At 66.7% G+C, this 23,476-nt stretch carries 24 protein-coding genes and 1 tRNA gene; 10 read left to right on the forward strand and 15 right to left on the reverse strand.

What is annotated here, in order from left to right:
* Window positions 1-10: 10 nt before the first annotated feature.
* Complete coding sequence (locus RKE40_RS03630) at window positions 11-1,564, reverse strand: flagellar hook-length control protein FliK (protein WP_316016872.1); 1,554 nt, start codon at window positions 1,562-1,564, stop codon at window positions 11-13.
* Window positions 1,565-1,814: 250 nt separating this feature from the next.
* Between RKE40_RS03630 and mnmA the strand changes: the two genes are divergently transcribed.
* From mnmA to RKE40_RS03645, 3 genes are all read left to right on the forward strand, one after another.
* Complete coding sequence (gene mnmA, locus RKE40_RS03635) at window positions 1,815-2,999, forward strand: tRNA 2-thiouridine(34) synthase MnmA (protein WP_316016873.1); 1,185 nt, start codon at window positions 1,815-1,817, stop codon at window positions 2,997-2,999.
* Window positions 2,996-3,625 carry a class I SAM-dependent methyltransferase gene (locus RKE40_RS03640; RefSeq protein ID WP_316016874.1) on the forward strand — a complete coding sequence of 210 codons (630 nt, stop codon included), beginning with the start codon at window positions 2,996-2,998 and terminating at the stop codon, window positions 3,623-3,625. The genes mnmA and RKE40_RS03640 overlap by 4 nt, the downstream gene beginning before the upstream one ends.
* Window positions 3,626-3,717: 92 nt before the next feature.
* Window positions 3,718-3,794: transfer RNA gene (locus RKE40_RS03645), tRNA-Met, on the forward strand.
* A gap of 232 nt (window positions 3,795-4,026) precedes the next feature.
* On the opposite strand, the gene RKE40_RS03650 is transcribed toward RKE40_RS03645, so the two are convergent.
* The gene (locus RKE40_RS03650) at window positions 4,027-4,398 is read right to left on the reverse strand and encodes a hypothetical protein (RefSeq protein WP_316016875.1); all 372 of its coding nucleotides are present in this window, start codon (window positions 4,396-4,398) and stop codon (window positions 4,027-4,029) included.
* Between the two features lie 239 nt (window positions 4,399-4,637).
* On the opposite strand from RKE40_RS03650, the gene RKE40_RS03655 reads away from it, so the two are divergent.
* The gene (locus RKE40_RS03655) at window positions 4,638-4,844 is read left to right on the forward strand and encodes a hypothetical protein (RefSeq protein ID WP_316016876.1); all 207 of its coding nucleotides are present in this window, start codon (window positions 4,638-4,640) and stop codon (window positions 4,842-4,844) included.
* Window positions 4,845-4,924: 80 nt separating this feature from the next.
* Here RKE40_RS03655 and RKE40_RS03660 read toward each other — a convergent pair whose 3' ends face one another.
* The 6 genes from RKE40_RS03660 to RKE40_RS03685 form a co-directional block, all read right to left on the reverse strand.
* Window positions 4,925-6,664, reverse strand: a complete 1,740-nt coding sequence (locus tag RKE40_RS03660) for an ABC transporter substrate-binding protein (protein WP_316016877.1) — start codon at window positions 6,662-6,664, stop codon at window positions 4,925-4,927.
* Window positions 6,665-6,754: 90 nt separating this feature from the next.
* A complete protein-coding gene (locus tag RKE40_RS03665; protein WP_316016878.1) occupies window positions 6,755-7,018 on the reverse strand; it encodes a DUF2160 domain-containing protein in 264 nt (87 codons plus the stop codon).
* A gap of 32 nt (window positions 7,019-7,050) precedes the next feature.
* Complete coding sequence (locus RKE40_RS03670; protein ID WP_316016879.1) at window positions 7,051-7,926, reverse strand: carbohydrate ABC transporter permease; 876 nt, start codon at window positions 7,924-7,926, stop codon at window positions 7,051-7,053.
* Window positions 7,927-7,935: 9 nt separating this feature from the next.
* Window positions 7,936-8,838: a carbohydrate ABC transporter permease gene (locus RKE40_RS03675; protein ID WP_316016880.1), complete on the reverse strand. Its 903-nt coding sequence runs from the start codon at window positions 8,836-8,838 to the stop codon at window positions 7,936-7,938.
* On the reverse strand, window positions 8,838-9,917 hold the full coding sequence (locus tag RKE40_RS03680; protein ID WP_316016881.1) for an ABC transporter ATP-binding protein: 1,080 nt from the start codon (window positions 9,915-9,917) through the stop codon (window positions 8,838-8,840). The genes RKE40_RS03675 and RKE40_RS03680 overlap by 1 nt, the downstream gene beginning before the upstream one ends.
* A gap of 10 nt (window positions 9,918-9,927) precedes the next feature.
* Window positions 9,928-11,028 (reverse strand): ABC transporter ATP-binding protein, encoded by a 1,101-nt coding sequence (locus RKE40_RS03685; RefSeq protein WP_316016882.1) that lies wholly within the window; start codon window positions 11,026-11,028, stop codon window positions 9,928-9,930.
* Window positions 11,029-11,490: 462 nt separating this feature from the next.
* On the opposite strand from RKE40_RS03685, the gene RKE40_RS03690 reads away from it, so the two are divergent.
* Window positions 11,491-11,685, forward strand: a complete 195-nt coding sequence (locus RKE40_RS03690) for a hypothetical protein (RefSeq protein WP_316016883.1) — start codon at window positions 11,491-11,493, stop codon at window positions 11,683-11,685.
* Between the two features lie 103 nt (window positions 11,686-11,788).
* Here RKE40_RS03690 and RKE40_RS03695 read toward each other — a convergent pair whose 3' ends face one another.
* From RKE40_RS03695 to RKE40_RS03705, 3 genes are all read right to left on the reverse strand, one after another.
* Window positions 11,789-13,333, reverse strand: coding sequence for a VOC family protein (locus RKE40_RS03695; protein ID WP_316016884.1), 1,545 nt, complete (start codon window positions 13,331-13,333; stop codon window positions 11,789-11,791).
* Between the two features lie 114 nt (window positions 13,334-13,447).
* Window positions 13,448-14,098: an NADPH-dependent F420 reductase gene (locus RKE40_RS03700; RefSeq protein ID WP_316016885.1), complete on the reverse strand. Its 651-nt coding sequence runs from the start codon at window positions 14,096-14,098 to the stop codon at window positions 13,448-13,450.
* A gap of 10 nt (window positions 14,099-14,108) precedes the next feature.
* Entirely contained in the window at window positions 14,109-15,155 is a 1,047-nt protein-coding gene (locus tag RKE40_RS03705; protein ID WP_316016886.1) for an LLM class flavin-dependent oxidoreductase, read from the reverse strand.
* Window positions 15,156-15,295: 140 nt separating this feature from the next.
* On the opposite strand from RKE40_RS03705, the gene RKE40_RS03710 reads away from it, so the two are divergent.
* Window positions 15,296-15,643, forward strand: coding sequence for a winged helix-turn-helix transcriptional regulator (locus RKE40_RS03710; protein WP_316016954.1), 348 nt, complete (start codon window positions 15,296-15,298; stop codon window positions 15,641-15,643).
* Window positions 15,644-15,788: 145 nt separating this feature from the next.
* Entirely contained in the window at window positions 15,789-16,862 is a 1,074-nt protein-coding gene (locus RKE40_RS03715; RefSeq protein ID WP_316016887.1) for an LLM class flavin-dependent oxidoreductase, read from the forward strand.
* Here the strand turns inward: RKE40_RS03715 and RKE40_RS03720 are convergent.
* Window positions 16,859-17,314 (reverse strand): MarR family winged helix-turn-helix transcriptional regulator, encoded by a 456-nt coding sequence (locus RKE40_RS03720; RefSeq protein WP_316016888.1) that lies wholly within the window; start codon window positions 17,312-17,314, stop codon window positions 16,859-16,861. The genes RKE40_RS03715 and RKE40_RS03720 overlap by 4 nt on opposite strands.
* Window positions 17,315-17,483: 169 nt before the next feature.
* Here RKE40_RS03720 and RKE40_RS03725 point away from each other — a divergent pair, with 169 nt between their 5' ends.
* A complete protein-coding gene (locus RKE40_RS03725; protein ID WP_316016889.1) occupies window positions 17,484-18,344 on the forward strand; it encodes an alpha/beta fold hydrolase in 861 nt (286 codons plus the stop codon).
* Window positions 18,345-18,426: 82 nt separating this feature from the next.
* Here RKE40_RS03725 and RKE40_RS03730 read toward each other — a convergent pair whose 3' ends face one another.
* The 3 genes from RKE40_RS03730 to RKE40_RS03740 form a co-directional block, all read right to left on the reverse strand.
* Window positions 18,427-19,461 (reverse strand): SMP-30/gluconolactonase/LRE family protein, encoded by a 1,035-nt coding sequence (locus tag RKE40_RS03730; protein WP_316016955.1) that lies wholly within the window; start codon window positions 19,459-19,461, stop codon window positions 18,427-18,429.
* Between the two features lie 177 nt (window positions 19,462-19,638).
* Window positions 19,639-20,355, reverse strand: a complete 717-nt coding sequence (locus RKE40_RS03735; protein ID WP_316016890.1) for a ribonuclease activity regulator RraA — start codon at window positions 20,353-20,355, stop codon at window positions 19,639-19,641.
* Between the two features lie 175 nt (window positions 20,356-20,530).
* Entirely contained in the window at window positions 20,531-21,505 is a 975-nt protein-coding gene (locus RKE40_RS03740; protein WP_316016891.1) for a Bug family tripartite tricarboxylate transporter substrate binding protein, read from the reverse strand.
* 211 nt (window positions 21,506-21,716) lie between these two features.
* On the opposite strand from RKE40_RS03740, the gene RKE40_RS03745 reads away from it, so the two are divergent.
* Together RKE40_RS03745 and RKE40_RS03750 are read left to right on the forward strand one after the other, a co-directional pair.
* On the forward strand, window positions 21,717-22,421 hold the full coding sequence (locus RKE40_RS03745; RefSeq protein ID WP_316016892.1) for a GntR family transcriptional regulator: 705 nt from the start codon (window positions 21,717-21,719) through the stop codon (window positions 22,419-22,421).
* The gene (locus tag RKE40_RS03750) at window positions 22,411-23,343 is read left to right on the forward strand and encodes a dihydrodipicolinate synthase family protein (protein WP_316016893.1); all 933 of its coding nucleotides are present in this window, start codon (window positions 22,411-22,413) and stop codon (window positions 23,341-23,343) included. Before RKE40_RS03745 ends, RKE40_RS03750 begins: the two co-directional genes overlap by 11 nt.
* Window positions 23,344-23,476 lie beyond the last annotated feature (133 nt).

The following is a 23,476-nucleotide window of genomic DNA, read 5'->3' on the forward strand; positions in this document are numbered from 1 at the left end:
TCGCCTCTCTTCAGATGCTGAGGTCGACGCCGCCGAGCCTTGCGGCCCGGCGCTGCGGCGCCATCTCGGTGACGGGCCCGGCCTCTTCGGCGGTCTCGATCCAGGCCCGACGCGTGCGTCCGCCCTCGTCTTCCTGGCGGTGCTGGCGCGAGCTCTGATCGGCGGAATCCCGCAGGCTCATCTCGACCCCGCCTTCGGAAGGCTTCAGCCCGGCCTGCTCGAAGGCCCGTTCCAGCGTCCGCGCATCGCGCTGCAGCAGATGCAGGGTCTCGACCCGGTCGACCGTCAGCTTGGCGCTGACCTCGCCCTTGTCGGAGATCTCCAGGCGAACATCGACGCGGCCGAGCTCGGCCGGATCGAGCCTGATGTCGAAACGCTTGTTGCCGGCGAGCGCCCGCGCACCGATCTCGACCGGCACGACATGCAGCGGCGTTGGCCGCGTCGTCTCGACGTGAGCCCGGGCATTCGCTTCGGCCTGCGCCTGTGCATTGGCCTGGGCGGCAGCATCGAGCGGTGCCAGCGGCGACTCCGGCCTTGCCGGCACCTGCGGAGCGGCAGCCGAGACTGCCTGGACGTTCGCGGGCGCAGCCTGTTGCGGCGCATCCGCCTTGCCGGCTTCGGTCACCGCCGGAACCTGTCCGGCACCTGCTGCGCGCTCGGCGTGCTTGCCTTCGGCGCCGGCCGTGGCGGTCGTGGTACCGGTCTGTCCCGTGCCGGCCTCGTCGGCCGCTTCGGGGTCGGCCTTGACGGCCTCGGCCGGCAGCATGGTGCCTGCAACCGTCGGCTTGGCTGCGGCCTTGGCCTCGCCGGCAACGACTTCGCCACCGACGCTCGCCTCGCCTTCGACCTGGACCGGCGCGGCCGGAGCCGGCACTACGACAACGGCGGCCGGCAACGCGCCCACGGTCTCCGGCTTGCCGTTCGGCACAGCGCCTGCCTCTTTGTCTGCTGCGTCGTCGGGCTCGGCAGCGGTGCCGGGCTGCTGCGTCGTGGCGACAAGCGCCAGGAATTGCGTCGCGATCTCGCTTGACCCGATCGCGGGCTTGGCAGCCTCCGGCGGCGTTTCGCCAGTCGCGGCAATGAAATCAGGAGCGGGTTGCGCCGCTTCCTCCGGCGCCGCTGCGAGCCCTGGCTTGCCCGTCTCGACCACCTGCGGCACCGGCTGCGGCAGGACTGCGATCATCTCCTCGCCGATCGGCGGCTTCTCACCAGCGACAGGCTTTTCGGCAGGCACCTCGCCGAGCTGCGGGCCCGCATCGGCCCGGCTTCCGTCGACCTTCGTCTCGCCGGTCGCCTTGCCGCCTTCGGTCTTCTCCGCTCCGTCCGGAGGCGTCGCTTCGGCAACCTCCTTGCCGCCTGCTCCGGCGCGTTCTGCCGCCGCGGCTTCGCCGGCGCCGCGCCCCTGCTCGACGCGCGTGCGCTGGCGGCTCGCCCCGTCCTGCTGACCCGGCTTTTCGGCCTGCGGCAGGGTGAAGACCTCATCCGTCCCGCGCGCCTTGGCCGGCTCGCGGCGAGCGGGCGGCGCAGTCTCGAACGGAGAACGCGAGATCGACGCGGTGGACATGAAGGACTCCGGAACGGCCAGATGGCGAAGGGCGCCAGCCTCGCCACAGCAAGAGCCGGGCCAGATAAATTACCGCGTCAAATCAGTCACTTGATGGATCCAACTTGGCCAACCCCCGGCAGGAAGCGCCGCATCGCCGAACCGGCCCGGCAGTATTTGCCGGGCGGATGCTGGTCCCGACCCGGCAAAGCCGGTATAGAACCCGTCAAGTGGGCACCCCGCCCTCGTTTGCCGCGCGCCAGAATTCATCATGACCGCCCCGCTCAATTCGCTGGACATCGCCAAGCCGCCCGCGGCGACGCGCGTCGTCGCCGCGATGTCGGGCGGCGTCGATTCCTCCGTGGTCGCGGCGCTGCTCAAGCGCCAGGGCTACGACGTCGTCGGCGTCACGCTCCAGCTCTACGATCATGGTGCCGCCGTGCACCGCGCCGGGGCGTGCTGTGCCGGCCAGGACATTCACGACGCCCGCCGCGTCGCCGAGGCGATCGGCATCCCGCATTACGTACTGGATTACGAGAGCCGCTTCCGCGACGCGGTGATCGAGCGCTTCGCCGAAAGCTATCTCGCCGGCGAGACGCCGATCCCTTGCGTCGAGTGCAACCGCACCGTGAAGTTCCGCGACCTGCTCGGGCTCGCTCGCGAACTCGGGGCGGATGCACTTGCAACCGGCCACTACGTCGCCAGCCGCGATCTCGGCAACGGCCATCGCGGACTGTTCCGCGCCGCCGACGAGAACCGCGACCAGAGCTATTTTCTCTACGCCACGACGCAGGAGCAGCTCGACCTGCTGCGCTTCCCGCTCGGCGAGATGGAAAAGGCCGAGACCCGCGCGCTCGCCGCCGAATTCGGCCTCGCCATCGCCGACAAGCCCGACAGCCAGGACATCTGCTTCGTGCCGAACGGCCGCTATGCCGACGTCATCGAGCGGCTGAAGCCGGGCGCTGCCCGCCCCGGCCAGATCGTCCATCTCGACGGGCGCGTGCTCGGCCAGCACGAAGGCGTGCTGCGCTACACCGTCGGCCAGCGCAAGGGCCTCGGCATCAGTGGCGCCGAGCCGCTCTATGTCGTCGCGCTCGACGCGCAGAACGCCCGCGTCATCGTCGGCCCGCGCGAGGCGCTGAGCGTCAGCCGCGTCGACCTGCGCGATCTCAACTGGATCGGCGACATAGCCCTCGCCGAACTGCCGCCCGAAGGCCTCGAAGTCGCGGTCCGCGTGCGCTCGACCCGGGCGCCGCGCGAGGCGCGTCTCCTCGTCGACGACAGCGGCGTCCACGTCCTGCTTGCCCAGGGCGAGGAAGGCGTCTCGCCCGGCCAGGCCTGCGTGATCTACGATCATGCCGGCGCAGGTGCGCGCGTCCTTGGCGGCGGCGTCATCCTGGCTGAGAAGACCCGCCGCATTCCCGACACTCCGGAACTTTCGCTCGCGACATCATGACGGCTGGCAAGGGTCTCGACGCGCAGAAGCGCGTCTATGCGGTCTGGGCGAAATTCTACGACCGGATCTATCAGGGGCTGCTGTCGCGCGCCCAGCGCGAGGCGGTGGCCGCGGCCTGCGCCTGCGGGCGCGACATCCTCGAGATCGGCGTCGGCACCGGGCTGACCCTGCCTTATTTCGAGCGTGGCCGGCGGGTCGTCGGCGCCGACCTCTCGCTCGACATGCTGCGCGTTGCCCACGCCAAGGTTCAGAGCCAGGGACTCGATCACGTCATCGGCCTGCTTGTCATGGACGCCTGCCGCCTCGGCTTCGCCGACCGCTCCTTCGACGCGGTCACCGCGCAGTTCGTGATCACGCTGGTGCCGGATCCGGAGCAGGCGCTGGCCGAGATGGACCGCGTGCTGCGGCCGGGCGGCGAGATCGTCATCTCCAGCCGCCTCGTCGGCGAAGGCGGGCTTGCCGCACCGCTCTGGTCGCTGGTCGCGCCGCTGGCCAAGGCGGTCGGCTGGAGCAGCGACTTCAAGGTCAGCCGGCTGACCGATTGGGCCGCTGCGACAGGCCGCTACGAAACCGTCCATGTCGGCCAGGGCTACTTCAAGGTCGTGAGGCTGCGAAAGTTGCGGTGAATCTAAGCCGCATCAAGGCTTGACGCCGCCCCCCGCGAAACCCTATATCCGCGCCGTCGCGATTGAGCGTCTTTCGAGACGCGGCGCATCGGGGCGGGGTAGCTCAGCTGGTTAGAGCAGCGGAATCATAATCCGCGTGTCGGGGGTTCAAGTCCCTCTCCCGCTACCATTTCCTTTCTTGAACCCCCTGAGCAGGTTCAAGACTTTGAAATCGATCGATTTTTCGGCGATCTTTCGCGTTTGCGGACTATGAGACATCTCACAGGGATGTCTCATACCGATTCCAGACCCTGATGGAATGCGATCGCTTCCGGCTCGCTCCGGGAGCTGGCCCCTCATCCGCGGTGTCGATGACCTCGACGTCGCGACGCGCCGAGGCACGGCGCCGTAGCAATCGAAGTTCAGGGGCGCCGGATATCCAGAAGCGCGCGAAGGCCGCGTACAGTGCTCTCGTCAAAGCTGATATCGATATCCACGCCTGAACGGGTTTTCGTCCTCAGTATGAGCGTTCCGTCGTCCGCCATCACGAAGCTGGTTTGTTCGGCGAGGACCGCGCTGACCACGTCGGCATGTGTTGGCGAGCCACGCAGCTCGGCAGCGTGCATGGCAGCAGCTTCGAACCGTGACAGGAAATCACCCTCAAGGTGACGCGGGATGTGAAGAATGAAGCGCTGGCCATTGCTATCCGTCAGATCGAGGCAGCTGCTTTGCCCGCTCGTGGAGGCGCCGTGGCCATTGACGCGGCTCAAGAGGATCGTGGCGGGCTCTGTCATCGTGGCGTTCCTGAGCTTTGACGAGGTCACCCCGGCTCAATAGCCGTTTCGCGTCGAAGTCGGAACTCGCACATTTTTGGTTCGGCCGCTCGTCCGAGCGTCGCTGGCGACGATCTTCCAATTCAGCTTGCGGCTCGCCCGGCACCCCAGTTGGCAATATTCGTTCTGTGAGTCCCGTCACATTCACTTCCGGAGAATTGCGTATCCATTGGGCTGGATTGAGCCGCGGAGCGCACCACATGCCCCCCACCTTCGATCGGAAAATCGCGCTGTTCCACCGCAACACCATTCAGCAAATGAGACGTGCCGGGCTCTCGGCATATCTCCTGAGAGACGATGGCAGCGTGATACGCTTCAACCCCGACGGAAAAAGAGAGCTCATCGTATCCGGATCAGCTCTCCCAGCAGTTCGGAAACCAGAACTGAGCCTGCTGACGACTGGTTGAAGACAAAAGCAAAGTGCGCCAGTCCTCGCGGCGCGTGCGCGGGCGGCTCGTATCGTCCGCCCGCGTTCCGGGGTTCGGTCTCAGTTCTTCTTGGGCGGCGTCGCCGGCCAGGACTTGATCAGCGTGTCATAGTCGATCGTCTCGCCCTTGGCCTTCTCGTTCGCGAGCTTGGGCTGCGGAGCGACGTTGCCGTCGGCCTTCGACTTCGCGAACCAGGCCTCCGCAGTCTGCTTCGGATTCAGCTTCGGGCCGCAATCGCCCTGGACGCCCGAGCGTTCGAGGCGTTCGAGGACCGAGTCCTGCGCCGCGGCCAGCGAATCCATGGCTGCCTGTGCGGTCTTGGCGCCGGAGGACGCGTCGCCGATGTTCTGCCACCAGAGCTGCGCGAGGCGCGGATAGTCGGGAACGTTGTTGCCGGTCGGCGTCCACTGCACGCGCGCCGGCGAGCGGTAGAACTCGATCAGGCCGCCAAGCTTCGGAGCCCGGTCGGTGAAGCTCTTGTCCCAGATGTCGCTCTCGCGGATGAAGGTCAGGCCGACATGGCTCTTCTTCAGGCTGACCGACTTCGAGACGATGAACTGCAGGTACAGCCAGGCCGCCTTGCGCTTCTCCAGCGGCGTCGATTCAAGCAGGGTCAGCGATCCCGCATCCTGGTAGCCGAGCTTCATGCCCTCCTTCCAGTAGGAGCCCTTCGGCGAAGGCGCCATCCGCCACTTCGGCGTGCCATCGGCATTCATCACCGGCAGGCCGGGCTTGACCATGTCGGCAGTGAAGGCGGTGTACCAGAAGATCTGCTGGGCGATGGCGCCCTGCGCCGGGACCGGCCCGGATTCCGAGAAGGTCATGCCGCGCGCCTGAGGCGGCGCATATTTGTTGAGCCAGTCGACATATTTTTGCACGGCATAGACCGAGGCGGGACCGTTGGTGTCGCCGCCGCGGTCGACCGAGGAGCCGACCGGGCGGCAGCCCTCCATGCGGATGCCCCATTCATCGACGGGCTTGCCGTTGGGGATGCCCTTGTCGCCGTTGCCAGCCATGGAGAGCCAGGCATCGGTAAAGCGCCAGCCGAGCGAGGGGTCCTTCTTGCCGTAGTCCATATGGCCATAGACACGGACGCCATCGACCTCCTTGATGTCGTTCGAAAAGAACTCGGCGATGTCCTCATAGGCCGACCAGTTGACCGGCACACCGAGCTCATAGCCGTACTTGGCCTTGAACTTATCCTTGAGGTCCGGGCGGGTGAACCAGTCGTAGCGGAACCAATAGAGGTTCGCGAATTGCTGGTCCGGCAGCTGGTAGAGCTTTCCATCCGGCGCGGTGCCGAAGGATTTTCCGATGAAGTCGTCGACGTCGAGCATCGGGTTGGTGACATCCTTGCCCGGCCCCGCCATCCAGTCGGTCAGATTGGTGGTCTGCTTGTAGCGGAAATGCGTGCCGATCAGGTCGGAATCGTTGATCCAGCCATCATAGACATTCCGGCCGGACTGCATCTGCGTCTGCAGTTTCTCGACGACATCGCCCTCCTGGATCAGGTCGTGTTTCACCTTGATGCCGGTGATCTCACTGAAGGCCCTGGCCAGCGTCCGGGCTTCGTATTCATGGGTGGTGATGGTTTCGGAGACGACATTGACATCCATGCCGGCGAACGGCTTGGCGGCGTTGATGAACCATTCCATTTCCTTGAGTTGATCGTCCTTTGTCAGCGTCGAAGGCTGGAATTCGCTGTCGATCCAGCGTCGCGCCGCATCGATGTCGGCGAGGGCGGGTACGGCGCTGAGCAAGGAGCTGAGCGCGGTAGCGGCTAGCATCTGCTTTCTCATCGTTTCCTCCACTGGATGATTGTTCCTGCGAGCCTTGCCGGCTTCTTGTTGCGAAGGCAGTGGTCGTCCGAGAACAGCCTCCGTGGGTAGTCAGACGAAGCGGAAAACCGCCGCGGCGTAGAGAAGCGAAAGGCCGGTCGCCCACCAGAGATCGGCGCCTATGAGGCCCAGCCAGGCAAGGTGGATGAAGGCCGAGCCCAGCAGGCTCAGGAAGAGGCGGTCGCCGCGCGTCGTCGGAATGCCGAGCACCCCGACGCGCTCGAGCTCCGGCCGCCAGATCGCCAGCGCCGTCATCAGCCCGAGCAGGCCGAAGAGCCCGGCGAAGAACAGCCCGGTCTGTTGCGTCCACGCCATCCACGCCAGATCTATCGAGGCAAAGCCGGGCATCAGACCCTCCCCAGGGCAAAGCCCTTGGCGATGTAGTTTCGGACGAACCAGATCACGAGCGCGCCGGGGATCAGCGTCAGCACGCCGGCGGCGGCGAGCAGTCCCCAGTCCATGCCGGCGGCCGAGACCGTGCGCGTCATCGTCGCGGCGATCGGCTTGGCGTTCACCGTCGTCAGGGTTCGCGCCAGCAGCAGCTCGACCCAGGAGAACATGAAGCAGAAGAAGGCGGTGACGCCGATGCCGTTGGCGATGATCGGAGCGAAGATCCGCACGAAGAAGCGCGGGAAGGAGTAGCCGTCGAGATAGGCGGTCTCGTCGATTTCACGCGGGACGCCCGACATGAAGCCCTCGAGGATCCACACGGCCAACGGGACGTTGAACAGGCAGTGGGCCAGAGCCACCGCGAGCGGCGTGTCGAACAGGCCGATCGCCGAGTAGAGGTTGAAGAACGGCAGGGCGAAGATCGCCGGCGGTGCCATCCGGTTCGAGAGCAGCCAGAAGAACAGGTGCTTGTCGCCGAGGAAGCGGTAGCGCGAGAAGGCATAGGCCGCCGGCAGCGCCAGGGTGATCGAGATCACCGTGTTCATGACCACGTAGCTCAGCGAGTTGATATAGCCGGAATACCAGGACGGGTCGGTGAAGATTGTCCGGTAGTTCGCGAAAGTGATCTCGCGCGGCCAGAGCGTCATGCCCGAATTGATCTCGGCATTGGTCTTGAGGCTCATCACGATGAGCCAGTAGATCGGCAGGGTCAGGAAGATCAGGTACAGGCCGAGCGTCAGCGCGCCGCCATTGAAGCGGAAGGCCGAGCGCGCCTTCGGCGTCGCCCCGGCGGCGGGGAGCGCGGCGGCCCGGCTGAGACTGTCCGTCGACATCGGCCGCCCTCATCCATCGGCCGGCGGGCGCCGGCGCTCGACATCGAGATTGGTCATCACCGTGTAGAAGACCCAGCACACGGCGAGGATGATCAGGTTGTAGACGATCGACATCGCCGCGGCCTTGCCGAGGTCGAATTGGCCGAGCGCGAGCTTCACGAGTTCGATCGACAGGAAGGTCGTCGAGTTGCCCGGGCCGCCGCCCGTGACGACGAAAGGCTCGGTGTAGATCATGAACGAGTCCATGAAGCGCAGCAGCACGGCGATGATCAGCACGCGCCGCATCTTCGGCAGCTGGATGAAGCGGAACACCGCCCAGCGGCTGGCGCCGTCGATACGCGCCGCCTGGTAGTAGGCGTCGGGGATCGACTTCAGGCCGGCATAGCAGAGCAGCGCGACCAGCGAGGTCCAGTGCCAGACATCCATCGCGATGATGGTGATCCAGGCCGCCAGCGGATCGGCGACATAGTTGTAGTCGATGCCGAGACGGTTGATCGTGTAGCCGAGCAGCCCGATATCGCCCCGCGCGAAAACCTGCCAGATCGTGCCGACGACGTTCCACGGCACGAGCAGGGGCATCGCCATCAGCACCAGCGTTGCCGCCACCTTCCAGCCCTCGCGCGGCATGGCGAGCGCGACCGCGATGCCGAGCGGCACCTCGATCGCGAGGATGATCGCCGAGAACAGAAGGTTGCGCCAAAGCGAGTCGCGCACGCGGCCGCCAAGGTCGCTCGACGGGTCGAGCAGCTCCCTGAACCAGCCGGTGCCGTTCCAGAAGAACTGGTTGTTGCCGAACGTGTCCTGCACGGAATAGTTGACCACGGTCATCAGCGGGATCACCGCCGAGAAGGCGACGATGGCAAGCACCGGCAGGACGAGGAGCCAGGCGCGATTGTCATAGGGCTTGTCCATCACGCCCTTCCGTCCAGGCGTGCGCCATCGGCGTAGACATGGATGTGACCGGGCTGGAGAATGAGCCCCGCGGTCTCGCCGATCTCGCCGAGCCCGTCCGGCACACCCGCGGCGACCGCATGCTCTCGCAGGCGCAGGCGCGCCAGCCGGGAGCGGCCGAGATCATCGATGCGCTCGACCCTGACCGGCAAGCCCTCGCCGGGGCGGGCGAGCATGGCGAATTCCGGCCTGATCCCGATCTCGATCCGCTTGCCGGCGGGAATCTCGTAACTCTGCGGCAGTTCGATCGTCGCTCCGGCGACCTGGGCGTGGTTGCCCGCGACCGAGGCAGGAAGCACGTTCATGCCCGGCGAACCGATGAAATAGCCGACGAAGGTATGGGCAGGCTTCTCGAACAATTCGTCCGGCCGCCCCGCCTGCACGACCCTTCCGTCATGCATCACCACCACTGTGTCGGCGAAGGTCAGCGCCTCGGTTTGATCATGCGTCACGTAGATCATGGTGAGGTCGAGCGCCCTGTGCAGGGCCTTGAGCTTTGAACGCAGTTCCCATTTCAGCTGGGGGTCGATGACGGTCAAAGGCTCGTCGAACAGGATGGCTGCAACGTCGGGGCGTACGAGACCGCGGCCGAGCGATATCTTCTGCTTGGCGTCCGCCGTCAGGCCTCGCGCCTTGCGGTTCAGCTCCTCGGTCAAATCCAGAAGCGCCGCGATTTCACGGACACGGCGATCGACCGTCCCGCCCATCATGCCGCGATTGCGCAGCGGGAAGGCGAGATTCTCGTAGACCGTCATCGTGTCGTAGACGACCGGGAACTGGAACACCTGGGCGATGTTGCGGGCCTCCGTCGGCAGGTGCGAAACATCCCGGCCGTCGAACAGCACGCGGCCATGCGACGGGACGAGCAGGCCCGAGATGATGTTGAGCAGCGTGGTCTTGCCGCAGCCGGAAGGGCCGAGCAGGGCGTAGGCGCCGCCCTGGCGCCAGGTCAGGGTCATCGGCTTCAGGGCGAAATCGCCGAGATCCGAGGCGCCCCGCCTGTAGGAATGCGCGAGATCGGAAAGTTCGATGCGCGCCATGGAGCTCTCCTCAAGCAGCCGAGAGGAAGGCCGGGGCGTGAGCGAGCCGCCCGTCGGAATCGAACACGAAGACAGTCGCCGGGTCGACATGGACGGAAATTGCGGCCCCAGGTTCCAGCTCTTGGACCCCGGGCACAAGTGCGACCCAGCGCGCTCCTGCGCATTCGACATGGATGAAGCTCTCGGAGCCGGCGATCTCCGAGACGATCACCGTGCCGTCAAAGCTTAGGCCGGGTCCGGCCGCAGCCTGCAGTCCCAGATGATGTGCCCTGAAGCCGACCTGGTAGCCGCCATCCGCCAGCCCGGCCAGCGCTCCCGTCGCGGGAGCGCTCGCGCCATCGGGCAGGATGATGTCGGCGCCTCTCTTGGTGATGGGCAGGATGTTGAGCGGCGGATCGGAGAATATGCGCGCCGTGATCAGATCCTGTGGCTGTCGATACACCGCCGCCGTCAGCCCGTACTGCGTCACCCGGCCCTGCCAGAGCGTGGCGGTATGGTCGCCGAGCAGCAGCGCCTCCTGCGGGTCGGTCGTGGCGTAGACGACCGTCGCATTCGACAGCCGCACGATCTTCGGCAGTTCCTCGCGCAGTTCCTCGCGCAGCTTGTAGTCGAGGTTGGCGAGCGGCTCGTCGAGCAGGACGAGGTCGGCTCCCTTGATCAGCGCGCGCGCCATCGCCGTCCGCTGCTGCTGCCCGCCCGAGAGATTGAGCGGCATCCGCGCGAGGAAGGGCTCGAGCTGCATGAGACGCGCCATTGCCCGCACCTTGCTGTCGACCTCGGCCTTCGGCAGGCCCTTGACCCGAAGCGGCGAGGCGATGTTCTCGAAGACGCTGAGATTGGGGTAGTTGATGAACTGCTGGTAGACCATCGCGACCGAGCGCTCGCGGACCGCGGTCCCGGTCACGTCCTTCTCTCGGCCGCCTTCATTGACCAGGATCCGCCCCGATGTCGGCCTGTCGAGGCCGGCCATCAGCCGCATCAGCGAGGTCTTGCCGGCGAGTGTCGGGCCAAGCAGCACGGTCATGGTGCCCGGCGGAAGCCGCAAACTCGTCTCATGGATATGCGTCTGCGCTCCAACGTCGCGACGTACCTTGTCGAGCACAAGACCCACGCCAGCCTCCTCCAAGCCCTTCGGGCAAGCGGAACGGGAACGATCTCAGGCCTAAGCGCCGCGGGCGCTTCGCGTCATAGCAGCGGTGTCGCTGCGACCTCCCGGCCGGGATGGGCTGTCCTCTCGATGCCGGACAGCATGTCACGAACCCTGAGGTCACAGACGCGCATTCGTCGGTTCGACTGAGCGCAAGCGAATAGTAGCGCCAATTGGTCTTCTCCACGAGGGGCTTCCAGCCCGAGCCGTATCAAGCGTTTGAAGCAGGATGGCATGCGTCGGCATGCGCCCTATCCGTCCCGTTCATCCGCCGCGACTACCGACACGGAAGAAGGGCAAGATGGCTCCTGGCCGCCCGCGCCCGCAGGTCATCTGTACAAAAGCGAAGCCCGGTGATCTGCTGGCGGAGCTGCAGCGACGCCGTCGCCTTTGCGTGCGTTGGCGAAACGGAAGGAGTGATGGCCTGTGTCTGACTCCGCAACAACCTTGGACGAACGGATCGCGCTTCTCCGACGGACCATTTCCGACCTGATGGAGCAGGCAACCGCCGCATCGGGAGCCGCGACGGAAGAGAGCCTGGCCGCACGGCTGGACGATCTCCAGCAGCGGCTCAACACGCTGCTGAAGGAACGCGAGTCGCTGGGCGGCAAGGCCGGCTGACGCATCCGCCTGCCTTGCCGCGGTAGATCCGCGCGGCGCCCTACCCGCTCGTCTGGCCCGGCAGGACGGCTTGCCGGTGTTGGCCTGCCGCCTCCCGGCCCTGTCAGCGGGCCGCGAGCCAGGTCCTGATCGTGACGACATCGGCGTCCGACAGCGCGTGACCGGCGTCGATCTGCGCCAGTTCGACCTTGCCGCCCGCCTTGCGGAGCGCTTCCGCCAGCGCCTCGGCCCCTGGAGCATAGGGGTCGGCCTCGCCAGCCACGATCAGCGCCGCGCTGTCCGAAAGATCGGCAGGGGGCTGCTCCTCGAGCACATCGACGGCGCGCAGCAGCACGGCGCGGCTGATCAGGCCGGGATGGAGCCGCATCGCCGCGGCGAGGAAGTTTGCGCCGTTCGAATAGCCGAGCCAGGTCGTGCGGGCCGGGTCGAGCCCGTAGGCCCGTGAAGCCTCCTCGACGAAGGCGGCGAAGGCCGCCGCCTCGGCGTGGATGTCGCCCTGGTCGAACCTGCCTTCGCCGAACCGCCGGAACCAGCGCGCCGTCCCCTCCTCGGTGCTGCGCCCGCGCAGGCCGAGCAGGGTCGCCTGCGGCGCGACTCGGTGGGCGAGCGGCATCAGGTCGGCCTCGTTCCCGCCGGTGCCGTGCAGGAGCACGATGGTGCTGCCGTCGTCCTCGGCCGGGACATGGAAGCGGTGGACGAAGGGCAGGTCGCGATAGGTCGGGCGCGGCTCGCCCGGCCGTGCGAATTGCGGCAGCATCACCCGGATCGCCTCGGCTCGCTCGGCGTCGGAAGGCGGGACCATCAGCGTCGTGCCGAGCGCCTGCTCGGTTTCGTCGATGGTGAAGCCCGGCCCGTCCGTCGCCAGTTCGATCAGCGTGCCGCCGGGCTCGCGCACATAGAGCGAGGTGAAGTATTTCCGGTCGTGGCGGTTGGTGATCGAGGAGTTGAGGCGCGCCATCGAAGCCTCCGCCGCCGCGACCGCTTCCACGTCGGGCGCCCGGAACGCGACATGGTCGGCGACGCCGGTTCCCGGCGCGCCCGGCCAGAAGCCGCCCGCCTCGCGGATATCGATCACGTCACCACTCTCCGAGATCAGGCGCTGGACACCATCGGCCTTCGCCGCGGGTTCATAGCCGAAGCGCCCAACGAAATGGGCGGTCTCCTCCGGCGTCTCGGTGAGGATCGTCGCCCCGCGCAGGCGCAGCACCGCATCGCCGGGCTCGATGCCGGGCGATGCCCAGGGCGCAGCGGCCGGCATTTCCGTGCCGACCAGCTTGACCACCACGCCGTCGGGATCGCGCAGGCGCAGCACCGGCTCGCCGAACTCCTGCCGCGGCCCCTCGGCCGGCACCTGCCGTGTCAGCGCCCGCGTCAGCCAGAAGCCGATGCTGGCCGGCGGCACCGCGAGCGCGATCTCGCTGACCTGGCCATGGCCGACGCGGCCCTGCGACCCGTCCTGCCAGACCAGGAAGGTGATCAGTGAGCCCGGCGTGCCCAGCCGGTCGCCATAGAACAGGTGCAGCTGCTCGGCATCCTCGTAGCCGCCGGTCTGCTTCACCAGCCGCAGGCCGAGAAAGCCGGCATAGAAATCGACATTGGCCTGCACGTCGCGCGTGATCAGGGTGAGATGGTGGATCCCACTGGTCATGTCAGGTCACTCGTCCTTTCTGCCGGCGCGCCCCGGGCCTTCGCGACCGGGGCGCCCTCACTCTCTCATGCTTCCAGCCGGCGCATGCAACCGGGCCGCGACGCCGACGGGTTATCAGGCCGCGAGCGCAGCCTCCTGCAGGCGCCGCCGCATTTCGCTGCGCCCGAGGCTCGCGCCGAAGATCGGACCACCCGTAGCAAAACCCCGGCTCGCCGCGAGCGGACCGGCATCGACCGGATCGAAGCCGATGCGATCGATGAAGCCGGCGACGAGATCGCGGGCCTCGCCATCGTCGCCCGCCAGCGCGAGCGCCCGCCTCTGCGGATCGCCCGCAGGCCGCGCCGCCTCGTCGATCTCGTGATAGCCCATATGGTTGAAGCTGCGCACGAGCCGGGCTCCGGCAAGATGGTCCTGGACCACCTCGCTGCTGGAGCCGGCGCCCTCGAATTCGGGAATCACCCCATCGGTCGGCGCCCAATAGTTCATCGCGTCGACCACGACCTTGCCGGCGAACAGCTCCGGCCGCAGAGCGCGGTACTTCGACAAGGGCAGCGCCAGGATGACGATGTCGGAGCCGGCGACCACCGCTTCCGCATCGTCAGCCCTGGCGCCGGGCGCCATGATCTCCAGCAGCAGCGCGATCTCCGCCACGGGCTTTGCCGTCGCCACCCGGACCTCGTAGCCGGCCGCGACGGCGCGGCGCGCAAGCGCGGTGCCGACGCGTCCCGCGCCGAGGATGCCGATGGTCTTCGCAACGTCTCGCATCGGCGTCTCCTTAAGCAGCCAGCTTTGCCCCGAGTTCGGCATCGACCAGCGGCTTCACCCGCGTGCCGAGCAACTCGATCGAACGCAGAAAATCCTTCTGCGGGAGATGCCCCACATCCATCTGGAAGAACTGGCGCATATGGCCGATCTGCCCGTGCAGGGTGACGATGCGCCGGGCGATTTCCTCGGGGTCGCCGACGAACAGCGCCCCGGCGCCGCTCGCCTCAAGATCGTAATGGTGGCGCGGCGGCGGCGCGAAACCGCGGATCTTGCCGATCGATTCCATCACCGCATGCCAGTGGCTCCAGAACTGCTCCTTGGCCTTGCTCGCGTCCTCGCCGACGAAGCCCGGGCTTGCGACCGAGATCTTGAGCTCGGAGGCCGGAATCTGCGCCTGGGCACCGGCGCGGCGATAAAGCTCCGCCAGCGGCGCGAAACGCGCGGCCTGGCCGCCGATGATCGCATAGGAGATCGGCAGGCCGAGCAGCCCGGCGCGCACCGAGGATTGCGGATTGCCGCCGGTCGCCAGCCAGATCGGCAGCGTGCCGCTGTCGGGACGCGGCACGACCAGCGCGTCGTTCAGCGCCGGCCGGTGCTTACCTTTCCAGCTCACCGTCTCGTTTTCGTTGATGTCGAGCAGGAGATCGAGCTTCTCGGCAAAGAGCTCGTCGTAATCGTTCAGGCTATGGCCGAAGAGCGGAAAGGATTCCGTCGACGAGCCGCGCCCGGCGGTTATCTCGGCCCGGCCGTTCGACAGCGCGTCGAGCGTCGCGAACTGCTGGTAGACGCGCACCGGATCGTCGGTGCTGAGCACCGTCACCGCGCTGCCGAGCTTGATCTGCTTCGTCACGCTGGCCGCGGCGCCGAGCACCACGGTTGCGGCCGAGGCCGGCATTTCGCGGGTGTGGTGCTCGCCGATCCCGAAGAAATCGAGCCCGACTTCGTCGGCAAGCTTGATCGCTTCGAGCAGGTTGCGCGTCGCCTGCGCGGTCGAGCCGAGCTCGCCCGTCGCCGCATCGCGCTGAACATCGCCGAAGCTGTAGATTCCCAGTTCCATGATCCCTCCTTCGCGAAGGGCGCCGCTTGTTGCCGCACCCTTCGATCAGTATATTTTCGTAACCTGGCCTCATATTGTGACTGCCAGGAACGCTGCAAGGAGGCACACCGGTGTTACCTGAGACCGGCGGATTGCTGGAGATGTGCTGGCCCGTCCGTCAGATCCTGGCGCGGGTCGGCGACAAATGGAGCGTGCTGATCGTGATGGCGCTGCGCAACGGTCCGCGCCGCTTCAACGAGATCAAGCGGGCCATCGGCACGATCTCGCAGCGCATGCTGACGCTTACCCTGAAAGGCATGGAGCGGGACGGACTGGTCAGGCGAACAGTCATCCCGAGCAAGCCGCCGCGCGTCGATTACGAATTGACCGAGCTCGGCCATTCGCTGCGTGAGCCCGTCGAGCAGCTCGGGCTCTGGGCGATCGAGCACGAGGCCCGGATCGCAAAGGCGCAGGAGGCCTTCGACGGCAAGGAAGGCTCGGCCCGCTAGCGCAGCCGGAAGCACCAGAGCGCAACCCGGGCGACCGATCCGGGAAAGCGACGGCTTTCACAAATGCATGCGGCGCCCTCCCCGCCCCATGCTAGGCAATGGCGCTCGAACCCTCCCCTCCGCCCTCCCGAGGAACGGTCCCGCCATGCTCGAAACGCCTGAAGATATGCCCCGCGGCGGGGCCGGTCTCCAGCTTGGCCTCGACACCTTCGGCGACGTCACCGTCGGCTCGGACGGCAAGCTTTTGCCGCATGCGCAGGTGATCCGCGACCTCGTCGACCAGGCCGTACTCGCCGATGGGCTCGGCATCGATTTCTTCGGCATCGGCGAGCATCACCGTGCCGATTTCTCGGTATCGTCGCCCGAGACCGTGCTCGCCGGCATCGCCACCCGCACCAGCTACATCCGCCTCGGCTCTTCCGTCACCGTGCTGAGCTCGGACGACCCGATCCGCGTCTTCCAGCGCTTCTCGACCGTCGACGCACTCTCGAACGGACGTGCCGAAGTCATCCTCGGCCGTGGCTCCTTCACCGAATCCTTCCCGCTCTTCGGCTTCGACCTGCGCCAATACGAGGCCTTGTTCGAGGAGAAGCTCGACCTCTTCGCCGAGTTGATCAGCAAGAAGAGCGTCACCTGGCAGGGGCGCTTACGCCCGCCGCTCCAGGGCCAACAAGTCTTCCCGCCGATCGAGAAGGGCGGGCTCGCGACCTGGATCGGCGTCGGCGGCAGCCCGGAATCGGTGGTCCGTGCCGCGCGCTACGACCTGCCCATGATGCTCGCCATCATCGGCGGGCCGCCGCTGCGCTTCCGGCCCTTCGTCGATCTCTATCGCGATGCCTTCGAGCGCCTCGGCCGCCCCGTGCGACCCGTCGGCGTGCATTCGCCCGGCTATATCGCGGAGAGCGATGCTGAGGCCGCCGAGGAGTTCTTCCCCGCCTACAAGCAGATGCGCGATCGGATCGGCGGCGAGCGCGGCTGGGCGCCGCTGACGCGCGAGGAGTTCGAGCGCGAGGTCGCCGGCGGCTCGCTCTATCTCGGCTCGCCCGAGACGGTCGCGCGCAAGATCGCGACGACCGTCAAGGGGCTAGGCCTCTCGCGCTTCCAGCTGAAGATCAGCGCCGGGCCGCTGGCGCATGACAGGATGATGCGCTGCATCGCGCTCTATGGCGGCAAGGTCGTGCCGATGGTGCGCGAGCTGGTCGGCGAGGCCGAAGCCTAGTCCCGCCGCAGCAGCGTATCGCGCAGCTTCGTCACCGCCTCGGTCAGCGCGCCGGCATCGGCGGCCGTCATCCCCGCCGCATCGAGCACGCAGGGCGGCACCGTCTCCGCCTTTTCGCGCAGCGCCCTGCCCGCCTCGGTTAGTTGCAGCCGGACCTGGCGTTCATCGGCCTTGTCCCGGACCCGCGTGACCAGACCCATGCCTTCGAGCCGCTTCAGCAGCGGCGTCAGCGTGTTCGATTCCAGAAAGAGCTTTTCGCCGAGTTCGCCGACGGTCTGGTCGTCCTTTTCCCAGAGCGCGACCATGGCGAGATATTGCGGATAGGTCAGGCCGAGCGCCTCGAGCAACGGCTTGTAGAGCCGGTTGAAGGCGTGGCCGGCGGTATAGACCGCGAAACAGAGGAAATTGTCGAGCCTGAGGGCTGGACTCGCGGCGGCAGGTCCGGTCGTCATGTGGCTGTCTCCTTTGCGCCCCAGGTAAATCGTGCGCGATCTGATCGCAAGGGATTGACAGCTTGGAAAAGATCCGAATATAAATCGCTCACGATCTAATCGTGAGCGATTTATAGATCTGCAATGCGATCCGCCCGGAAGCCGGGCCCTCGAGCCAGGGAGTACGATCATGACCGCCAATGCCAAGCCGACCGTCGCCGGCAGCTATGTCACCACCCGTGAAGGCGTGAGCCTCTATTTCAAGGATTGGGGTCCGAAGGACGGCCCGGTCGTCACGCTGAGCCATGGCTGGCCGCTCTCCTCCGACAGCTGGGAGAACCAGGCCTTCTTCCTCGCCAACAACGGTTTCCGCGTCGTCGCCCATGACCGGCGCGGCCATGGCCGCTCCAGCCAGCCCTGGGACGGCAACGACATGGACCATTATGCCGACGACCTCGCCGAGGTGATCGAGGCGCTCGACCTGCGCGATGTCTCGGCATTCGGCTTCTCGACCGGCGGCGGCGAGGTGGCGCGCTATGTCGGCCGCCATGGCACCAAGCGTGTCGCCCGGCTCGGACTGGTCTCGGCGGTACCACCGCTGATGCTGAAGACCCCTGCCAATCCCGGCGGCCTGCCGATCGACGTCTTCGACGGCATCCGCGCCGGCCAGATCGCCGATCGCGGCCAGCTCTACAAGGACATCGCCTCCGGACCCTTCTATGGCTACAACCGGCCGGGCGCGAAGCCGAGCCAGGGCATCATCGATGCCTGGTATGCGCAGGGCATGCAGGGCGGCTTCAAGAACACCTATGACTCCATTGCGGCCTTCTCGGCCACCGACTTCACCGAGGACCTCAAGAAGTTCGACAGGCCGACGCTGATCGTCCATGGCGACGACGACCAGATCGTACCGATCGACGCCGCCGGCCGCGCCTCGAAGAAGCTCGTCCCGCATGCGGTGCTGAAGGTCTATGAGGGGGCCCCGCACGGCCTCTCCGACACGCACAAGGACCGGCTCAACCAGGACATGCTCGCCTTCCTGAAGAGCTGACTCCCGAAAAGGCAGGAAGGGCCGGCGACCTCCGCGGTCGCCGGCCCTTCGTCGTCAGGTCGGAGCCCTTGTCGAGTGCTCGTCAGACCGCGCCGTGCGCCTCGACATAAAAGGCGTAGAGCGAGTGCGAACTCGCCATGTAGAGCCGGTTGCCCTTGGGCCCTCCGAAGCAGAGATTGGCGCAGCGCTCCGGCAGGCGGATGAAGGCGAGCGGCTTGCCCGCCGGGCTGAACACCATCACCCCGTCGAGATCCTCCGATCTGCCCCGGAGCGTATGGACCTTGCGCCCGCCGACATCGCTCGGCTCGGCATTCAGCGCGCCATTGCTGCCATAGCCGCACCAGAGATTGCCGTCGCGGTCGACCTTGAAGCCGTCGAGCGCGCCGAAATCGGCGGCGTCGACCAGCTTGACCTTGTTCGCGAGTTTGCCGTCGGCGGCGACGTCATAGCTCCAGATGCTGCGGTTCGGCGTGCCGCGCCATTCGACCACGTAGAGCTTCTTCTCATCCGGCGAGAAGGCGAGTCCGTTGGGATTGACGAGATCGGTGATGACGGCCGTCAGCTTTCCGTCCGGCGTGAGCCGGTAGACATTGGTCGTCGCCTGCTCGGGCTTGGCGCGCGCCCCCTCCCATTCGCCGTTGATGCCGAAAAGCGGGTCGGTGAACCAGATCGTGTCGTCCGATTTGACGACGACATCGTTGGGCGCGTTCAGGCGCTTGCCCTCGAACTTGTCGGCGAGCACCGTGATCTTGCCGTTCTTCTCGGTCCGCGTGACGCGCCGCGTCACCGAATGCTCGCAGGTGATCAGCCGGCCCTGCCGGTCGCGGGCATTGCCATTGGCGTAGTTGGCGTTGTCGCGGAACACGGTGAAGCCGTTCTTCGCCTCGTCATATTTCATGATCCGGTTGTTCGGGATGTCGCTGACGAGAACGTAGCGCCCTTCCGGAAAGTAGACCGGCCCCTCGGCCCAGCGCATGCCGCTGCCGAGCTGCTCGACCGTGCTCGAATAGATCCGGTACTTCGCGAAGCTCGGATCGAGGATCTCGACCGCCGGATCGGGATAGCGCTGGTTCGGCGTGAACGGGAAGGATTGGGCGAGCGCCGGAATGGCGAGCATCGGGCTCGCCGCCGCAGCGAGCCCTCCCTTCAGCAACTGACGGCGAGAGGCATCTTCCATTGCGTTCTCCCATGCTTGCTTGTGTTGCTGCGTTCACGGGTGCTGCTGTACGGCACCCTCTTCATGATCGGCCCTCGCTTGCTTTCCTGCTCGCGCGGCTGATGCCGCGACCGACGGCTACTTCCAGCCGGGGCGCCATCGCGCGAATTCGGCCTTGGTCTCGTCATTGGCCGGGTAGAGCCCGAAAATGCCGCGCCCCTCGCACACCTTCTCCTCGACGAAATCCTCATAGGCCGTCTGCTCATAGGCCTCGGCCGCGACCTCGTTGGCGAGATGGGCGGGGATGACGCAGACGCCCTCGCCGTCGCCGACGATGATGTCGCCCGGATAGACCGGGACGTCGCCGCAGCCGATCGGCGCGTTGAGGTCGAGCGCGTGATGCTGGATCAGGTTGGTCGGAGCGCTCGGCCGGTTGTGGTAGGCCGGGATGCCGAGCGCGGCGATGTCGGGGCTGTCACGGAAGCCGCCATCGGTGACGATCCCGGCGACGCCACGCTGCATCAGCCGCGTCACCAGAATGCAGCCGGCAGAGGCCGCTCGCGGGTCCTTGCGGCTGTCGATCACCATGACATGGCCGGGGGGGCAGGCCTCGACCGCGACGCGCTGCGGATGCTCGGTGCCGGCGAAGACGCCGAGATGGTCGAGATCCTCCCGCGCCGGGATGTAGCGCAGCGTATAGGCCTCGCCGACCATACGCGCCTTGGGATCGAGCGGGCGCACATCCTGGATGAAGACGTTTCGAAAGCCGCGCTTGAACAGGGCGGTGGTCAGGGTCGCGGTCGAGACGCGCTTGAGCTTCTCGCGGTTCTCAGGCGTCAGGGCAGTCGATGTCATTGGCAGGCGTCCTCGTTCAGGCCACGACTCAATCAGCGTCAGGATCGTCATTCCGGCCAAGCGGCGTCAGCCGCGCAGCTCCGGAATCCATCTTGAGGTGAGCCCTGTGATGGATTCCGGCTCTCCGCTTCGCTGCGACCGGAATGACGGGCGAGGTTAGCGGCGAACCCGCCGCTCACTCGATCCTGACATTCGCCTTCTGCGCCACCTCGGCCCAGCGCTTGGTCTCGTTGGCGATATGGGTGGTGAACTCGGCCTGCGAGGAGCCGACCGCGTCGACGCCGAGCTTCTTGAGCTGCTCGATCACGGCGGGCTCGCGCATGATCGCCTGCGTCTCGGTCGAGAGCTTGGCGACGATCTCCGGCGGCACCTTCGAAGGCGCGAAGAAGCCGTGCCAGGAGCTGGCGTCGTAGCCCGGGATGAACTCGGAGAGCGCCGGCAGGTCGGGCGCGACCGCGAGCCGCTTCGGCGTCGCCGTGGCGAGAGCGCGGATCTTGCCGGCTTCGACATGCGGCCAGGCGATGGTGATGTTGTCGAAGGTCAGCTGGATCTGGCCGGAGAGCAGGTCCTGCGTCACCTGCCCGCTGGAGCGGTAGGGCACATGCACCATGTCGGTGCCCGTCGCGACCTTGAACAGCTCGGCGGCCATATGGGTCGAGGTGCCGGCGCCGGACGAGCCGAAGGAGTATTTGCCGGGGTTCTTCTTCAGCAGCTCGATCAGCTCCGGCACCGTCTTGGCCGGCAGGTCGAGATTGACCATCAGGATGTTCGGCACGCTCGCCACCTGCGAGATCGGCGCGAAATCCTTGATGTGGTCATAGGGCATCTTGGCATAGACGCCGGGATTGATCGCATGGCTCGACACCGTGCCCATGGTCAGCGTGTAGCCGTCGGGCTCGGAGCGGGCGACCGCCGCAGCCCCGGTATTGCCGCCGGCGCCGACCCGGTTCTCGACGATGAACTTGCCGCCGAGACGGGCACTGAGCCGGTCGGCCAGGATGCGCCCGAGCAAATCGGTCGTACCGCCCGCGGCGAAGGGCACCACGATGGTGACGACCTTGCTGCCGGGATAGGCGGACTGCGCCAGGGCCGGCGCCGCGATCAGGCTGGCCGCGCCGGCGAGCAAGGCCCGGCGTGTGAACTTCGTCATCTGTTCCTCCCCTTCTGTGTTTCCCGCCCTGCCGCGTGCTTTCGGGCCGCGCCTCGTTCGGGCGTCTTGCCCTTCCCATAGCACGGGGTTTGAGATTTGAAATCTGAAATTTCAGACTTGATACAGCTTGCGCTTTGTGGTGACTGATGCGGAATGGCGCTGTCCGGCGCGGCCCGCACAAGGGATCGGCCGACGGATGGCTGGAGCCCCGATGTCAGACCTGCTCGCGATCGAACCTGTCTCTCCGCACCTGCTGCGCTCGCTGCGCGAGCATGTGCATGAGCGCCTGCGCCGGGCGATCGTCGCGGGCAATTTCCGCAATGGCGAACGGTTGAACGAGCGGCATCTTGCCGATCTGCTCGGCGTCTCGACCACCCCGGTGAAGGACGCGATCCGCAAGCTCGAAAGCGAGGGCCTTGTCCGCACCGAGGCGCGCCGCGGCGTCTTCGTCGAGTTTTCGGCAAGGCAGGCGCTGGAAATGGCGCTCGGCCGCGCCGCGCTCGAAAGCGTCATGGCCCATATCGCGGCCAACCGGATCGGCGACGCGGAGATCGCCGAGATGGCGCGGCTGATCGACGAGATGGCGCACGCGACCGAGCACAGTGCGCTCGAAGACCTCGTCAACCTGAACGAGGCCTATCACGGCATGATCCACCGCATTTCCGGCTGCGCCTATCTGGAGCGCCGGCTCGACGGCCAGCGCATGTACGACCACGCCCAGCGCATCGCCCTGCTCGGCGAGCCGGCCGAACGGCGCCAGGGCTATGTCGAGCACAAGGGCATTTTCGAAGCGCTCGCCGCCCATGACCCGGCGCTGGCCGAGCAGAGGATGCGGAGCCACATCGTGCGCTCCGCCAAGAGTCATGTGCGCCAGGTCTTCGGCGCCGACGCGGAAGGATTGGCCTATGACGAATGAGAGCGGACAGCAGCGGAAGGTGCGCGAGGCGCTGCGCGGCATTTCGGGCGTGCACGTCACCGCCTGGAAGAGCGATGGCGAGGCCGACTGGGCGCTGACCGGCAAGATCGTCCGGGGGATCGCCGAAGCCGGCATCCACAACATCGTCTCGGCCGGCAATACCGGCGAGTTCTATCCGATGACCACCGACGAGGTGGTGCGCAGCCACGCCGTCGCGGCCGAGGCCGCCGCCGGCAAGGCGCTGGTCACCGCCGGCATCGGCCGTTCCCTGCGCGAGGCGGTCTCGACCGGCAGGCTCGCCGCCAAGGCCGGCTGCGATGCCGTGATGGTGCATCACCCGCTCGACCCCTTCGCCGCGCCGCAATCCCAGGCAGACTATTTCCTGGCGATCGCCGAGGCGCTGGAGATCCCGCTCGTCGCCTATGTCCGCTCCGATGCGATCGGCGTGAAGGATCTCGCCCGCGTCGCCAACCACCCGAACGTCGCCGGCGTGAAGTTCGCCTCGTCCAATATGATGCTGCTGGCTGATTGCGTCCGCGAGACTGAAGGCTCCAGCGCCAACTGGATCTGCGGCCTCGCCGAGGGCTGGGCCGCGCCCTTCTACGCGCTCGGCGCGCGCGGCTTTACCTCTGGCCTGATCAATGTCGCGCCCGAGCGCTCGCTGGCGGTCTGGCGGGCGCTGGAGGCCGGCGACTACGGCACCGCGCGCCGCGAGGTCGACGCCATTGCCGGCTTCGAGAAGCTCAGGACGAAATACGGCAATGGCGCCAATGTCACCGTGGTCAAGGAAGCGCTCGGCCTGCTCGGCACGAATGTCGGCCCGGTGCGGCTGCCCGGTCTCCCCGAGCTCAACGAGAGCGAACGCGCCGAGCTGCGGGCGATTGTTTCGAGCTGGGGTGGCCAGCGGGCGGCGGCGGAGTAGCGCCTCATCGTCATGGTCGGGCGTGTCCTGACCATCCACGTCTTCCTTCGCCAAGCGCGGTGTTCAAGACGTGGATGCTCGCCACAAGGGCGAGCATGACGGCAGTGCCCGTCATGAGCAAAACTTAGAACAC

Origin of the sequence: Allobosea rubneri, from assembly GCF_032464875.1 — a bacterium.
GTDB classification, from domain to species: domain Bacteria; phylum Pseudomonadota; class Alphaproteobacteria; order Rhizobiales; family Beijerinckiaceae; genus Allobosea; species Allobosea rubneri.